The sequence below is a fragment of the Streptomyces sp. NPDC018019 genome (genome assembly GCF_044327805.1).
In the GTDB taxonomy this organism is placed as follows: domain Bacteria; phylum Actinomycetota; class Actinomycetes; order Streptomycetales; family Streptomycetaceae; genus Streptomyces.
In genome coordinates this window covers 145,442-159,669 of the sequence record NZ_JBIRGD010000023.1, presented here as the reverse complement: position 1 = coordinate 159,669, position 14,228 = coordinate 145,442, and the positions used below count along the sequence as shown (strand labels likewise).

12 protein-coding genes are annotated in these 14,228 nt (G+C 74.3%); 7 read left to right on the top strand and 5 right to left on the bottom strand.

Annotated elements, in window-relative coordinates; all coding sequences use genetic code 11:
* Window positions 1-254: 254 nt before the first annotated feature.
* The 5 genes from ACH4FX_RS31725 to fes all read left to right on the top strand — a co-directional run bounded on the left by ACH4FX_RS31725 (window position 255) and on the right by fes (window position 4,561).
* A complete protein-coding gene (locus ACH4FX_RS31725; RefSeq protein WP_398484776.1) occupies window positions 255-440 on the top strand; it encodes a hypothetical protein in 186 nt (61 codons plus the stop codon).
* A gap of 215 nt (window positions 441-655) precedes the next feature.
* Window positions 656-1,849: a TolB family protein gene (locus ACH4FX_RS31720; protein ID WP_398484774.1), complete on the top strand. Its 1,194-nt coding sequence runs from the start codon at window positions 656-658 to the stop codon at window positions 1,847-1,849.
* 72 nt (window positions 1,850-1,921) lie between these two features.
* Entirely contained in the window at window positions 1,922-2,338 is a 417-nt protein-coding gene (locus tag ACH4FX_RS31715) for a VOC family protein (RefSeq protein ID WP_398484772.1), read from the top strand.
* 136 nt (window positions 2,339-2,474) lie between these two features.
* Entirely contained in the window at window positions 2,475-3,083 is a 609-nt protein-coding gene (locus tag ACH4FX_RS31710) for a GNAT family N-acetyltransferase (protein ID WP_398484770.1), read from the top strand.
* A gap of 179 nt (window positions 3,084-3,262) precedes the next feature.
* Entirely contained in the window at window positions 3,263-4,561 is a 1,299-nt protein-coding gene (fes, locus tag ACH4FX_RS31705) for an enterochelin esterase (RefSeq protein ID WP_398484768.1), read from the top strand.
* 120 nt (window positions 4,562-4,681) lie between these two features.
* On the opposite strand, the gene ACH4FX_RS31700 is transcribed toward fes, so the two are convergent.
* From ACH4FX_RS31700 to ACH4FX_RS31685, 4 genes are all read right to left on the bottom strand, one after another.
* A complete protein-coding gene (locus ACH4FX_RS31700) occupies window positions 4,682-5,767 on the bottom strand; it encodes a YncE family protein (protein WP_398484766.1) in 1,086 nt (361 codons plus the stop codon).
* Between the two features lie 154 nt (window positions 5,768-5,921).
* Window positions 5,922-9,866 (bottom strand): amino acid adenylation domain-containing protein, encoded by a 3,945-nt coding sequence (locus tag ACH4FX_RS31695; RefSeq protein ID WP_398484764.1) that lies wholly within the window; start codon window positions 9,864-9,866, stop codon window positions 5,922-5,924.
* A complete protein-coding gene (locus ACH4FX_RS31690) occupies window positions 9,863-10,093 on the bottom strand; it encodes a phosphopantetheine-binding protein (RefSeq protein WP_398484762.1) in 231 nt (76 codons plus the stop codon). The genes ACH4FX_RS31695 and ACH4FX_RS31690 overlap by 4 nt, the downstream gene beginning before the upstream one ends.
* A gap of 139 nt (window positions 10,094-10,232) precedes the next feature.
* Window positions 10,233-11,210: an ABC transporter substrate-binding protein gene (locus tag ACH4FX_RS31685; protein WP_398484761.1), complete on the bottom strand. Its 978-nt coding sequence runs from the start codon at window positions 11,208-11,210 to the stop codon at window positions 10,233-10,235.
* Window positions 11,211-11,352: 142 nt separating this feature from the next.
* On the opposite strand from ACH4FX_RS31685, the gene ACH4FX_RS31680 reads away from it, so the two are divergent.
* Together ACH4FX_RS31680 and ACH4FX_RS31675 are read left to right on the top strand one after the other, a co-directional pair.
* The gene (locus tag ACH4FX_RS31680) at window positions 11,353-12,441 is read left to right on the top strand and encodes a FecCD family ABC transporter permease (RefSeq protein ID WP_398484759.1); all 1,089 of its coding nucleotides are present in this window, start codon (window positions 11,353-11,355) and stop codon (window positions 12,439-12,441) included.
* Window positions 12,438-13,595: a FecCD family ABC transporter permease gene (locus tag ACH4FX_RS31675; protein ID WP_398484757.1), complete on the top strand. Its 1,158-nt coding sequence runs from the start codon at window positions 12,438-12,440 to the stop codon at window positions 13,593-13,595. Before ACH4FX_RS31680 ends, ACH4FX_RS31675 begins: the two co-directional genes overlap by 4 nt.
* Before the next feature lie 201 nt (window positions 13,596-13,796).
* Here ACH4FX_RS31675 and ACH4FX_RS31670 read toward each other — a convergent pair whose 3' ends face one another.
* The gene (locus ACH4FX_RS31670) at window positions 13,797-14,222 is read right to left on the bottom strand and encodes a DUF6010 family protein (protein ID WP_398484755.1); all 426 of its coding nucleotides are present in this window, start codon (window positions 14,220-14,222) and stop codon (window positions 13,797-13,799) included.
* Window positions 14,223-14,228: the final 6 nt, after the last annotated feature.

Genomic DNA, 14,228 nt, shown 5'->3' with positions numbered 1-14,228 from the left:
CGCCCTGCAGGACCTCCTGCGGTGCTGGACCGGAACCTGCACCACCTGCGGCCGCCCACTGACCAAGACCAGAACCTAACGAAGCACTACTAGGCAGGGAACGGACCGCCCGGCCAGGCGTACGCCGGGGGCGCCAGGTACGAGGCGTGCGCCAAGTGGCGGTACACCGCGCCTGCTTGTGCCGTTTGCGGCCCGTCGCCGCACGGTAATCGCCGGGTACCAGGAGCGGTCCGCGGGGACCAGGAGGAGGGATCGTGTTCGATCTCAGGGCGGAAGCGGAAATGCGCCTCTACTCGGAAAAGCTGGCCAGGGAACTCGCCGGCAAGCGACTGCGCGCCGCGGGCGGCGCGGACGACGACACCCCAGGGCAGCCTTCGGCGGCCGACCGGGAGCATCCGGAATCAGCGGCCCCGGACGCCGAATTCCCCGCAGTGCAGTAACCCCCTGCCGGGGCACACCTCCGCGGGGCCATAGCGTCCGGCGGGATGGCCGGAAAAGGGAGCGGTGTCCCGGCGCCGGTGCTGCGAGGGTGGCCCGGTGGGCTCCGGTGCGGGGTCGGAGGCCGTTCGCTCTGGGGGCGCCGATGGGTGGTAACGGACGCGGCAGAGCCGCAGCCGCACTGGTTGCGGGGCTGATCGCAGGGCTGTCGGCGGTCATGGCGCCGACCACGGCGGAAGCGGCCGGTCCGCGGTCCGGCGACGGGCCGCCGCGTATCGAGCGGATCAGCGTCACCGAGGACGGCACCCAGGGAGACGGCGATTCCTCCGCCCCCTCCCTCAGCGCCGACGGCACCATCGCCGCCTTCACCTCACAGGCCGTCAACTTCGCCCCGGACAGCAGGAGATACCGGCCCCAGGCCTTCTGGAAGGACCTGCGCACCGGGGCGCTGACCCGGGTCGACGCCCGGGACGCGGGCGCGCCCGCGGACGCCTGGACGGACGATCCCGCACTGAGCGCCGACGGCCGTCACCTGGCGTTCGCGTCCCTCTCCCCCACCGACGACGGGCGCCCCGGCCCGCCGGGCGAGATCGCCGACGTGTACGTACGGGACCTGCGCACCGGCCGCACCGTCAAGGCGGACGTCGGTCTCGACGAGGGCTACGGCGTCGTCTCCCGGAGCCCGTCCCTCAGCGCCGACGGCCGCTACGTCGCCTTCGTGGCGGACGACACGCCGTGGTACCCGCTCGGCGTGCTGGGCGAAGTGCGCATCTACGTCCGGGACCTGGTCAAAGGGGTCACGCAGCGGGTGAGCGCCCCGCCGGCCGACTGGGCCCGCGCCGCCACCGCCCCGAAGATCAGCGCGGACGGCCGTTTCGTGGCCTACGGGCTGTACGTGTCGAAGGTGTCCGGGCCGCCGGTGCAGGACGTGTACGTCACCGACCGGAAGACCGGGCGGACCCGGCAGGTGGACGTACCGTACGACGGGGCGGGCCCCTCGGACCGGAAGTCCTTCCCGACCGGCATCGCCCCCGACGGCCGCCACGTCCTCTTCCAGACCTCGTCCGACAAGATCACCCCCGGTGACACCAACCGGGCGGCCAACGTCTTCGTCCGCGACCTGCGCCGCGCCGTCACCTGGCGGCTGGACGCCACCGATCCCGCCGACAGCACCTCGGAGGGCACCTTCAGCGCCGACGGCCGGCACCTCGTCTTCCACGACGGAAAGGGGCTGGGCGTACGGGACCTCGTAACCGGGCACACCCGACGGGTGCTGGCCCCGGGAGCCGGGCGGCTCGGTCCGGCCGCCCCCGACGCGCACGCCCGGCGGATCGCCTTCGCCTCGTGGTCCGCGGACCTGGTGCCCGGCGACACCAACAACGCCGGGGACGTCTTCCTGCTGCGCCGGTGACGGCACTCCGCCGCACCGGCACCCCGGCAGACGGATGGCGGCGGGCGCGGGGCACCGGGGAAGGAGCCGATCATGATGGGGAGCAAACAGCTCAAGGTGGGCCTGCGGGTCCGGGACCTCAGGGCGTCCGGCGACCTGTACCTCCGGCTGGGCTTCCGGGAACTGCCGAACCGGGAACAGCCCCACCTGCGGTATCTGACGTACGGGCACACGTGGTTGATCCTGTCGGACCTCCATGCGCACGGGTACCCGGACACGGAGCGGGAACGGGCGGTCAAGGCCGGCCCGCTGGGGCTGGGCTTCGTCCTGGCCGTACCGACGCGCGATCTGGACGGCGTGTACGCGCTGTGGCGGCGGGAGGGGCTGCCCGTGACGCTGGAGCCGGCGGACGCCGGGTGGGCGCGGGTGTTCATGGGGCTGGACCCGGACGGTTACGAGGTGCTGTTCGAGCAGTTCGAGGAGCCGGAACCGACGACCAGACCGAGGTGAGGAGGGCACCGCGCGGCCGGCCGGGGCGGCCGTCCGTCCGCGGCCCAACTTTCCCGGCGCGGCCGCTTCGTGGGCCCCGGAGGCGAACCGGGCCCCGCCCGAATGTCCAAGATCACCGGGATGCAGAATGACCCGTATGTCGATAACGAACACGCCGACGACGGCCACGCTCGACGACGCCCCCGAGATCGGGCGCACCCTGGCCCGCGCCTTCGACGACGACCCGATGATGCGCTGGTTCCTGCCCGGCGAAGCCGCGCGCGAGGACAGGCTGGACCGCTACTTCACCACGATCTTCACCAAGCAGTACGCCCACCACGGGGTGTGCGAGCGCACCGCCGCGGCGGCGGCCTTCTGGATACCGCCGCAGGCGCGGGAGAAGGCCGTTCCGGACGCGGAGACCCTCCAGGAGCTCCAGGACCTCCTCGGCGACCGGGGCCCCTTGTTCCGGGAGCTCGTCGAGGCGGCCGCCGCGCACGCGCCCAAGGAACCGCACTGGTACCTCGCGGTGATCGGCACCGACCCGGCCGGCCAGGGACAGGGGCACGGAGGCGCCCTGCTCCGCTCCGGCCTGGCCAAGGCCGACGCGGCGGGCCTCCCGGTCCACCTGGAGTCTTCCAAGTCGTCCAACCTGCCCGTCTACGAGCACTTCGGCTTCACCGTGCAGCAGGAGGTGCAGCTGCCGGACGGCGGTCCGACGCTGTGGGCGATGCGGCGCGAGGCACGCCGCCCGGCGGAGGCGTAGGTCCGGCACCGGACGGGCCGGGGCGGGCGGCGCGGTGACGTGCCGCCCCACGTCCGGACCGGTCGCCTGGTCCGGCCCCCGATGGCGCCGATCGGCGGCCCGGAACGCAACGATAAGGTAAGGCTAGCCTTATTGATCGACTGCCGACCGCCCGCGCCATGGACCCGGAGACCGCCCCGATGACCCCAGCCGCCCCGCCCGCCGACACGCCCCGCCGTCCGCCCCGGGTGCCCCGGCCCTCGCCCGTGCCGCGCGTCACCGACGAGCGCGTCGTCCGCCGGGCGGCCGGGATGTCCGGGGCGGAGTTCTGGCGGGCGGTGGAGCGGGAGGGGACGCCGCTGACCGGTCCGGACCCGTACGGCGCGGCGGACCACGCGCTCGTGACGTTCCTGTGGCGCGGCTCCCCCGCCACCCGCGCGGTCCTGGTGTCGCCCAACAAGCTCGCCGACCCGCGCGACCCGGCCGGCAACCTCATGGAGCGCGTCCCCGGCACGGATGTGTGGCACTGGTCGGTACGGATGCGCCGGGACTGGCACGCCACGTACACGCTGTGTGTGGACGAGGGCGACGGTCCCGCCGCCGACGACGAGGCGTACTGGCCGTGGCTCCGTACGCAGCGGCGCCTCGACCCGCTCAACACGCAGACTCTCGCGAGCCGTTGGGGCGGCCCCCCGGCTTCCTGCGTCACCCTGCCCGACGCGCCGCGCGGCGAGGACTGGCAGGAGCGGCCCGGCGTGCCCCGCGGCACCGTCTCCGTACACACCGTCCACAGCGCCCTGCTCGGCAACGCGCGCCGGGTGTGGCGGTACGCGCCCCCGAGCGGCGCGGAAGCGGGCGCGCAGGGCGCGGAGAGCACCGGGCTGCCCGTGCTCGTCCTGCTGGACGGGGAGATGTGGCAGCCGGGGCTCGGCGTGGCCACCCTGCTGGACAACCTCATCGCGGACGGCCGGATCCCGCCGCTGGCCGCGCTGCTGCCGGAGTCCCTGGGCGCGGACGCCCGCTGGGCCGAGATGACCTGCGACCCGCGCTTCACCGGCTTCCTCGCGGACGAACTGCTGCCGTGGGCCGCCGCGGACCTGCCGCTGACCGCCGACCCGGCCCGTACCGTGGTGGCGGGCCAGAGCCTGGGCGGTCTGACCGCCGCGTACGCCGCGGTGTCCGCGCCCGGCCGGTTCGGCGGTGTGCTGGCGCAGTCCGGCTCCTTCTGGTGGCCGAACGGTCCGGGCGCCCAGTGGCTGACCGAACGGATCGCGGCGTCCCCGCGGCTCCCGGTGCGGTTCCGCCTGTCGGCGGGCGAACAGGAGTGGGTCGCCCTGCCCGCGAACCGCCGGCTGCGCGACACCCTGGCGGCCAAGGGGTACACGGACGCGGTCTACCGCGAGTACAACGGCGGTCACGACTACCTGTGCTGGCGCACGGAGCTGGCCGACGGGCTGTGCGAGCTGCTGGGGCCGGGAGCGGCCGGGTCCAGCGCCTGACGCCCGGCCCGGGGCCGGGCCGCTGACGGGGGGCGCTCAGCAGCGTGCGGGGCGCGCCCCGAGGGCCGTTGCGGCCGGGGGCCGCCGCCCCACCGGGCAACGGCCCCCGACCGCCCGGGCTCAGTGCGAGCGCGTGAGGCTGATGCGGTGCACCGAGTCGATCCGGTCGGCGCCGGCCGCGGACTTGTCCACGACGTAGGCCGTGCCGCGGCGGACCGTGACGTGGTTCGGGTTGGGTCCGGTGGCCAGGTCGGCCAGGACGGTGCCCTTCTCCGGGTCCACGACGGTCGTGGTGCCGCTGCCCCGGTTGGCGACGAAGACCCGGCCGGAGCGGTGGTCGGCGGCGACGGAGATCGCGCCGGCGCCGGTGGCCACGGTCCGGGTGACGGCGCCCTTGCGCAGGTCGACGACCGACAGGGTGCCCGCGGCCTGGTTGGCCGTGTACGCGGTGCGGCCGTCGGCGGACAGCTCGATGCCGATCGGGGCGTCGCCGGTGGGGATGAAGCGCGGCTCGGCCTTGTACGGGCTGACCGCGATGATCCGGTCGTTGGTCAGGTCGGTGGCGTAGGCGGTGCCGGTACGGGTGTCGACGGCGAGTCCGGCGGTGCCCGCGCCCTCGACCTTGACCCGCTTCTTCTCCTTGAAGGTGCGGGTGTCGAAGGCGACCACGGAACCGTCGCCGTAGCCGCTGGCCCAGGCGAGGTCGTGGCGCTTGTCGACCACGACCTGCCGGGCGTGGGCGACACCCGGCAGGGTGGCGAGGTGCTTGCCGGTCCGCTGGCTGTAGACGGCCACCGAGTTGTTGCGGGTGTTGGTGGTCCACACGGTGTCGTGCTCGTCGTCCACGGCCACGCCGTAGACCGCCTCGACCGCGCCGGTCGCCGGGTCGGTGACCGGCGGCGCGTACGCGGCCTTGGTCTTGAGCGTCTTGGGGTCGACCTTCAGCAGTCTGGACTGGGTGACCGGCGGCCGGCCGACGGCGGTCGTCGTCCACAGGACGTGGTGCCGCTCGGAGTAGGCCGACTGGTAGAGCCCGGTGGCCAGTTGGGCGGTGTCCACCCGGTACGTCGGCTGCGGCGCGGGCCGGCCGTGGGCGACGGCGGTGCCGCTCACCGCGAGGACGCTGCCCGCGGCGACGGCGAGGGCCGTGGCGCGGCGGACGAGGCGGCGGGAAGCGGTACGGGACTGCGGCTTGGGGGCGCTCATGGTCTGGGACTCCTCCTGAAGAGGCAGGCAAGCGTGGGAAGTCGGGGGAACCCCCCCGACACGATCATAGGTTAGCTTAGCCTTACCTAAGTCACGCTGTGGGGGGTATCGCCCTCACGGGGCCGGACGTTTTCCCGCCCGGCCCCGCGGGAGTTCAGCGGTCCAGTGCGGCCAGCCGGGCCGCGACCACCGAGGCGATCCCGTCCATCCAGCGCGGCTGCGTCATCTGCGGGTGCAGGCAGTCCACGTCGTGGTTGGCCAGCTCCCCCTTCACGTACGGCGTCCAGGCCTCCCGCGTCAGCCAGTCCTCGGCCCGCGGGGCCGCGGCGGTGAAGAAGAGCACGTCGCCGGTGAACACCCGGTGCCGGTGTTCCCGCATGAGCCGGGCGTTGTTGACGACGATGTCCACGACGGCGGAGAGCGTCCGGTCGGACAGCCCGGCCAGCGCGCTGCCCTCGCGGCGCAGCGTCTCCAGAACGTCCTCGCGGGTCAGCTCGTCCGTCCGCTCGAAGCCCGCCATCCGCAGCAGGGCGGTCAGCGCGTCGGCCTCCTTGGGTACGGCCTGGTCGCGCCACTGGTCGGAGGGGTAGGCGTCCAGCAGGGCGAGGAACTCGACCTCCTCCCCCGCCTCCTGGAGCTGCACCGCCACGGTGTGCGCCAGGACGCCGCCCACGGACCAGCCGAGCAGCCGGTAGGGGCCGTGCGGCCGGACGGTGCGCAGCTGCCGTACGTAGTCGGCGGCCATCTCCTCCATCGTCGCCGGCAGGGGCTCCTCGCGGGCCAGGCCGCGGGCCTGCAGCCCGTACACCGGCTGCACGGGGTCGAGCCGGGACAGCAGGCCCGAGTAGCACCAGCTGATGCCGCCCGCCGGGTGCAGGACGAACAGCGGGGCGCGGTCGCCGGCCTGGCGCAGCGGCAGCAGGACGTCCAGCGCGTCCCCGCCGGTCCCGTCGCCGTCCAGGCGGGCGGCGAGGGCGGCCGGGGTGCGGTCCTGGAAGAGCGCGCCGATGGCCAGTTGGGCGCCGAGCGTGTCGCGGACCCGCGCCATCAGGCGGGCGGCCAGCAGCGAGGTGCCGCCCAGGTCGAAGAACGCGTCGTCCACGCCGACCCGGGGCAGGCCCAGCACCTCGGCGAACAGCCGGGTGAGGGTCTCCTCGCGGTGGGTGCGCGGGGCGCGGCCGGGGCCCGCCGTGAAGGCGGGGGCCGGGAGCTGCTTGCGGTCCAGCTTGCCGTTCGGGCTGAGCGGGAACGCGTCCAGCACGATGACGCTGTTGGGCACCATGTGCTCCGGCAGCGAGCGGGCGAGCGCGTCGCGCAGTTCCTCCGGGTCGGGCGGGGCCGCGCCGTCGCCGCTCTCGGGCGTGACGTAGCCGATCAGCCGCTGGTCGCCGGGCCGGTCCTCGCGCACCGCCGCGCAGGCCGCGCCGACGGCGGGCAGGGCGGCCAGCGCCTCCTCGATCTCGCCGAGTTCGACGCGCTGGCCGCGCAGTTTGACCTGGTGGTCGGTGCGGCCGAGGTAGAGCAGTTCGCCACGGCCGGTCCAGCGGGCCAGGTCCCCGGTGCGGTACATGCGGCTGCCGGCGGGCCCGTACGGGTCGGTGACGAAGCGGGTCGCGGTCAGGCCGGGCCGTCCCAGGTAGCCGTCGGCGAGCTGGGTCCCGGCGAGGTACAGCTCACCGGGAACGCCGGGCGGGCAGGGTTGCAGGGCCGCGTCCAGGACGTACAGGCGGGTGTTCCAGACGGGTGCCCCGATGGGCACGGGACCGTCGTCCTCGGGCGCGCACGCGTGGTGGGTGACGTCCACGGCCGCCTCGGTGGGGCCGTACAGGTTGTGCAGCTCCACACCGGGCAGCGCCCGCGCGAACTCCCGTGCCGTCTCGCGCGGCAGTGCCTCGCCGCTGCAGAAGACCCGGCGCAGCCCCGTGCAGGTCGCCGCGTCCGGCTCGGCGAGGAACACCTGGAGCATGGACGGCACGAAGTGGCAGGTGGTGACGGACTGTTCGCGGATGACCCGGGCCAGGTAGGCGGGGTCCCGGTGGCCGCCGGCGTCGGCGACGACCAGTGTGGCGCCCTGCCGCAGCGGCCAGAAGAACTCCCACACGGACACGTCGAAGCCGGAGGGCGTCTTCTGGAGCACCCGGTCGCCCGGTTCCAGACCGTACTGCCCCTGCATCCAGCGCAGCCGGTTGTCGATGGCCCGGTGGCCGACCACGACGCCCTTGGGCCGGCCGGTGGAGCCGGAGGTGTAGATGACGTAGGCGGGGTCGTCCGGGGTCAGCGGGCGGGGCGGGATGGTGGCCGGATAAGCGTCCAGGTCGAGGCCGTCGAGGACGACCACCGGGGTCCGCCCGTCGCCGGGCACCCGGTCGGCCCGGTCGGCGACCACGCACACGGGCCGGGCGTCGTCGAGCATGTACGCGAGCCGGTCGGCGGGGTAGTCGGGGTCCAGCGGCAGGTAGGCGCCGCCTGCCTTGAGGACGGCCAGCAGTGTGAGGACGAGGTCCGCGGAGCGCGGTACGGCGACGGCGGCCAGCGTGCCGGGACGTACGCCCAGGGACGCCAGGTGCCGGGCCAGCCGGTTGGCGCGGGCGTCGAGTTCGGCGTAGGTCCACGCGGTGTCCCCGTGGACCAGCGCGGTGGCGGCGGGGGTGCGGGCGGCCTGCGCCTCGATGGGCCCGATGAGGGTGGTGGGCGGCAGGGTGCGGGCCGTGGCGTTGAACTTCTCCAGCACCAGGGACCGTTCGGCCGCGGTGGCGATGCCGTGCGCCTCCAGGGGGCCGTGCGGGTCGGCGTGCGCCAGCCGTGCGAGCAGGTCGAGGAAACGTTCCTGGTGGCGGCCGAGGTCCGCCTCCTCGTACAGCGCGGGGTTGGCGTCGTAGTCGAGGCGCAGGCCGCGGCCGTCGGCGCGGTCGTAGACGTTGACGGTCAGCTCGTCGACGGGACCGGTGGACAGGTTGTGCGCGGTGGCCGGGACGCCCGCGAAGTCCAGGCCGTAGTCGAAGGGCATCACGTTGACCAGCGGTCCGACCAGCGCCCGGTCGGCGCCGAGCAGACCGAGGTCGCGGCGGATGTCCTCGTAGCGGTAGCGCTGGTGGCGGCGGGCCGACCGGATGCCGAGGACGACCTGGCGGGTCAGGTCGGCGAAGGTGGTGCCCGGGCCGGCGGTCAGCCGCAGCGGCAGCACGTTCATGACCATGCCGGGGACGCGCAGCGCCACCGAGCCCATCCGGCCCATCATCGGCAGCCCCAGGACGACCTCCGCCGCGCCGGTGGCCCGGGACAGGTACAGCGCCTGGGCGGCGAGCAGCACGTCGGGCCAGGTGGCGCGGACCGAGGAGGCCAGCTCCTTGAGCCGTTCGGTGGCCTCGGGCCCCAGGTGGGCCGTACGGCGCAGATGGGTGCGGGAGGGCAGCGCGGTGCGCCCGGCGAGGTTGACGGCCTCGGGCCGGTCCGCAAACGCCTCGTTCCAGTGCCGCCGGTCGGCTTCGTACGTCTCCCCGGCCCGGTACGCGGCGTCCTCGGCGACCAGGTCGGTCAGCCGCCCGAAGGGGCTGGGCCCGACGGGTTCGCCGGCCGCGAGCGCCGAGTAGACCTCGGCGGTGCGGCGGGCCAGCAGCGAGTAGCCGAAGCCGTCCATGACGACGTGGTGGACGCGCTGGTACCACAGCCAGCGGGTGTCGCCGACCCGGAACAGCGCGTGCGCGAACAGCGGTCCGGCGGCCAGGTCGAACGGCTCGGCCAGGTCGGCCCGCATCCAGGCGCGTGCCGCGCCGTCGGGGTCGGCCTCCGCGCGCAGGTCCGCCAGGTGGAGCGGCAGCGGTGCCGGGGAGGTGGTCAGCGGGAGCTGGCGGGGGCCGTCGGCGGTCTCGACGATGCGCACCCGCAGCGCGTCGGCCTCGGCGACCACCCGGTGCAGCGCGTCGGAGAACAGCGCCGGGTCCACCGGCCCGTGGATCTCCAGGTACTCCGCGGTGTTCTGCGCGGGGCTATCCGGGTCCAGGGCCTGCGCGTACCACAGGCCGGTCTGCGCGGCCGTCAGCGGCAGGCCCTCGGCGGTGAGGTCGCGGCCGTCCGCGCCGGTGTCGAGCAGCGCCGTCACGCGACGACGCCCAGGACGCGGGCCCACGCCTCGATGGCGGGCTGTTCGGCGAGGTCCACGAAGCCGGCCCGGATGTCGTGGTCGCGCCGCCACCGTTCCAGCAGCGCCATGATGCGGACCGAGTCCATGCCGTAGTCGACGAGGTTCTCGTCGACGGGGATGTCGGCCGGGTCCTCGCCGAGCACGTCGGCGACGTCCGCGCGCAGGTGATCGATGGTCAGTGCCATGGCAGGTCGTTCTCCTTGAACAGGTGGCCGGTGGTAGCCGGGAAAATACCGTGCGGCCGGCGCGTCGGCGGACGGCCGCGGAGCCGGGGCGGGCGCCCGGCCGGCGGGACGGGTACCCGGCCGGCCGGGGCGCCGTCCGTCACTTGGCCATGGCCTTCTGGATGTCGTCCAGGACGGACATGGCCGCCAGGCCGCCGCCGAGGCTGGTCCACTTCGAGCCGTCGATCTCGGTGGCGTGGCCCTCGCGGACGGCACCGAGCTGGTGGTAGGCGGGCTTGTTCTTCAGCTCGGCGAACAGGTCGGCGTCCTTGCCCTTGGCGGCGAGGGTGCCGATGAACAGCCAGTCGCCGTCGATCTGCTTGATGTCCTCGTCGCTGATCGGGGTGGAGTGGCCCTGGCCGCGGTCGTTCTGGATGCCGGGCCGCTTGAAGCCGAGGTCCTTCAGGACGTCGCTGATGAACACGCCCTGCTGCATCACGGCGGTGCCCTTGGCGGAGTAGCGGGCGACCGAGACGGTGGCGCCGGCCCGCGGGCCCAGCTTCTTCTTCAGCTCGGCGACCTCGGTGTCGTAGCCGGCCAGGAAGGTCTTGGCCTCGTTCTGCTTGCCGAGGGCCCGGCCGGTGAGGTCGAGCGCCTTCTTCCAGTCCTTGTCCTTGCCGACGGTGACGACGGTCGGCGCGATGGACTTCAGCTGCCGGAGCACCTTCTGGTCGGCGAGCTGCCCGGCCAGGATGACGTCCGGCTTGGCGCGCAGCACCTTCTCGATGTCGGGACCGGTGACGGCGCCGACGACCGGTATGTCCCCGGCGCGGCCGGCGAGGTACTCGGGGGCGCCCTTCTGGCCGCGGCCCGCGGTGAGACCGATCGGCTTGACGCCGAGGGCCAGCGCGGAGTCGAGGTCCATCTCGCTGAGCACGACCACCTTGGCCGGCTTGGCGGGCACCTCGACCTTGGCGCCGGTGGCGTCGGTGACGGTGACCTTGCCGGCGTCGCCGGCCTCCGCCTTCTCCGAGCCGCCGGACCCGTCCCCTCCGCAGGCGGTGAGGGCCAGCGCCAGGGCGGTGGTGACGGCGGCCGTCGCGGCCAGGCGGACGCGCGGCAAGGAGTGCGTGGTCATGTCTGTAGTCTCCGAGTGGTGAAGTCCGGCGCCGGAGCGGCGTTTGACGGAACGGTTGTTTCGGGGCGTGCCGGTGCTACCAAGGCGTCCGGGCCTGTCGGACGACAGAATCCCCGGTCAACCTTTAGGTTAGGCTAACCTTATGTTGGTTGCGCAAGAGACCGGGGCCCCCGTAGGCGGCACCGAGCCCCCTCCGTCACGGCCGCCCGGCCCCCGCCGGCGCATCCTGACCGCCGCCGTCGCGCTGACCGTGCTGCTGGCCGGCCTGATGGTGCTGTCCCTGCTCATCGGGACCGGGTCCAGCCCCGTCGCCCGCGCCTGGGACTTCCTCACCGGCGATCCGGCCGCCCGCGCCGACGCCCAACTCCGGCTCGCCGTCCTGGACGTCCGGCTGCCGCGCACCCTCGCCGCCGTCCTCGTCGGCGTCTCCCTCGGCGCCGCGGGCTGCCTCCTCCAGGCCGTCACCCGCAACCCGTTGGCCGAAACCGGGCTGCTCGGGGTCAATTCCGGCGCGGCGCTCGGCGTCGTCATCGGCCTCACCTACTTCGGGGTGCGGTCCTCGTACGCCCTGCTGGGCTGGGCGCTCGCCGGGGGGATGACCGCCAGCGCGGTCGTGCTGCTGCTGGCCGCCTCGGGCCGGGCCGCGGCCTCGCCGCTGCGGCTGGTGCTCGCCGGCTCCGCGCTCGGCGCCACCTTCCACGGCATGACCTCCTACGTCCTGCTCAGCACCCAGTCGACCTTCGACACCTTCCGCTACTGGACCATCGGCTCCCTCGCCGGCATCAAGACCTCGGACACCTACCCGCTGATCCCGCTCGTCGTGGCCGGCCTGCTGGTCGCCTTCGGCGCCGCCCGTCCGCTGGCCGCCCTGGCGCTGGGCGACGACGGCGCGCGGGCGCTGGGGCACCGCCCCGGCCTGATCCGGGTGGTGGTGGCCGGCGCGGTGACGCTGCTGGCCGGTTCGGCGGTGGCGATCGCCGGCCCCATCGCCTTCCTCGGCCTGCTGGCCCCGCACGCCGCCCGCGCCGTCGCCGGCCCGCGGATCGCCGCGCAGCTCGCCCTCTCGGCCCTGATCGCCGCCGATGTGATGATCGCGGCGGACATCTTCGCCCGCGTCGCCATCCGCCCCTGGGAGACCCCCGTGAGCGTGCTCCTCGCCTTCGTCGGCGGGCCGTTGCTGATCTGGATCGCCCGTTCCCGGCGGATGTCCACGGCGGGAGGCACGGCATGACGGACCCGACGGCCCGCGTGCCCTCCCCCGCGGACGGCGTTCCCGTACCGCGTACGGGCACGTCCCCCGCCACGGCCGCGCTCCCCGCCCAGGACCCGGCCCTGCCCCCGGACGTGACCCCGCCCGACAGCCTCGTCGTCCGCACCGGCGCCTTCTCCTGGCTCTTCCCCCGCCGCGGCTCACTGGTCGCGGTCGCGCTGGCGGCGCTGATCCTGGTCCTCGTCGCGCTGGGGACGTTCGCCAGCTCCACCGGCATGAGCTTCTCCGAGACGCTCGCCGGCCTGTTCGGTACGGGCGACTCCGCGACGGTGATGCTGGTCCAGGACTTCCGGCTGCCGCGGATCGCCGTCGGCGTCATGGTCGGAGCGGCGCTGGGCATCGCCGGCTGCCTCACCCAGACCCTGGCCGGCAACCGGCTCGCCACCCCCGACATCATCGGCGTGAACGAGGGCGCCACCGCGGCCGTCGTCGCCTCCGTCCTCGGCTCCTCCACCGGCATGATCGGTGAGTGGTGGCTCGGGCCGGTCGGCGCGGTGCTGGCCGCCGCGCTGGTCGTGCTGTGCGCGGGCGGCGCGGGCCACCGGGGCCACCGCGTCCTCGTGGTCGGCATCGGCGTCTCGACCGTCGTCGGGGCCGTCACCGACCTCGTGATGTCCCGCCAGAACGACAACACCGCCGGCGGCGTCTTCCTGTGGACGGTCGGCAGCCTCAACGGGCGTGACTGGTCGGTGGGCACGCCGCTGCTGCTGCTCCTGCTCGTCCTGCTCCCGTTCGCCCTCGCCGCCGGCAACCGGCTGCAACTGCTGCGCTTCGACGACGACACGGCCGCCGGGCTCGGCGTCCCCGTCCGCCGCGTCCGCGCCCTCGCCCTGGCCCTCGCCGTACTGCTCTCCGGAGCGGCCGCGGGCGTCGGCGGCCCGATCGCCTTCGTCGCGCTGGCCGCGCCCGTGCTCGCCGACCGCCTCGGCGGCCGGTCGCGGGTACCCGTTCTGGCCTCGGGACTGGTGGGCGGCGCGCTGATCGCCGGCGCCGACGCGCTGGGCCGGGTGATCGCCCCCGTCGAGATCCCCGTCGGTGTGGTCACCAGCGTGCTCGGCGGCCCCTTCCTCCTGTGGGTGCTCTTCCGCTCGGACCGGGGTACGGGGCGGGCCTGACACAGGGACGGACCGGCACCGGCGTGCCGGTCCGCTCAGAGCCCGAGGCCGTCCCACCACCAGGCGGCCGAGGGCAGGGGCGGGGGCTCGTCGCTGGCGGAGTGCGGCCGCATGATCGGGCGCCATGGCGTTGGGGGAATGACGGCCACCGCGCCCTTCGCCGTGTTGCAGCGACGGGCGCGGTGGCCTCCGGTCCGCCGCCTACGCCGGTGGCACTGCTTCCGCGGCGCGGCGGCGTCCCGTCCTGGCGCGCAGGAATTCGGCCACTGACGGGCCGCCCCGGAAACACCACAGGGCGATGACGGGATCGCAGATGGCGCAGCTGAGCGAGGAGTCGTGGACGAAGGGCAGGATGGGGTTGCCCTTGAGGTGGTGGAACAGGTCCCAGGCGGTGTGCAGCAGCCAGGCGATGCCGACGAAGGTCCAGGATTCCAGCCCGCGGTAGGCGACGTAGGTGATGACGGCCGTGGCGGGCAGTTCCCAGCCGCCGAAGCCCCCGCCGCTCAGATAGGCCGCGCCGGCTCCCCCGACCATCACGGCGTTGAAGCGGCGGCGGTGCGGTTCGCGGATCAGTCCCATCAACAGGGCGTAGCAGACTCCGACCAATACCGGCGAGATGAATTCCATGCGTGG

What these genes read in the sequence shown, in the direction of transcription:
- ACH4FX_RS31720 (WP_398484774.1), top strand. Translation starts at nt 656, where the DNA reads ATGGCGCCGACCACGGCGGAAGCGGCCGGTCCGCGGTCCGGCGACGGG.
- ACH4FX_RS31715 (WP_398484772.1), top strand. Translation starts at nt 1,922, where the DNA reads ATGATGGGGAGCAAACAGCTCAAGGTGGGCCTGCGGGTCCGGGACCTC.
- ACH4FX_RS31710 (WP_398484770.1), top strand. Translation starts at nt 2,475, where the DNA reads ATGTCGATAACGAACACGCCGACGACGGCCACGCTCGACGACGCCCCC.
- fes (WP_398484768.1), top strand. Translation starts at nt 3,263, where the DNA reads ATGACCCCAGCCGCCCCGCCCGCCGACACGCCCCGCCGTCCGCCCCGG.
- ACH4FX_RS31700 (WP_398484766.1), bottom strand. Translation starts at nt 5,767, where the DNA reads ATGAGCGCCCCCAAGCCGCAGTCCCGTACCGCTTCCCGCCGCCTCGTC.
- ACH4FX_RS31690 (WP_398484762.1), bottom strand. Translation starts at nt 10,093, where the DNA reads ATGGCACTGACCATCGATCACCTGCGCGCGGACGTCGCCGACGTGCTC.
- ACH4FX_RS31685 (WP_398484761.1), bottom strand. Translation starts at nt 11,210, where the DNA reads ATGACCACGCACTCCTTGCCGCGCGTCCGCCTGGCCGCGACGGCCGCC.
- ACH4FX_RS31680 (WP_398484759.1), top strand. Translation starts at nt 11,353, where the DNA reads ATGTTGGTTGCGCAAGAGACCGGGGCCCCCGTAGGCGGCACCGAGCCC.
- ACH4FX_RS31675 (WP_398484757.1), top strand. Translation starts at nt 12,438, where the DNA reads ATGACGGACCCGACGGCCCGCGTGCCCTCCCCCGCGGACGGCGTTCCC.
- ACH4FX_RS31670 (WP_398484755.1), bottom strand. Translation starts at nt 14,222, where the DNA reads ATGGAATTCATCTCGCCGGTATTGGTCGGAGTCTGCTACGCCCTGTTG.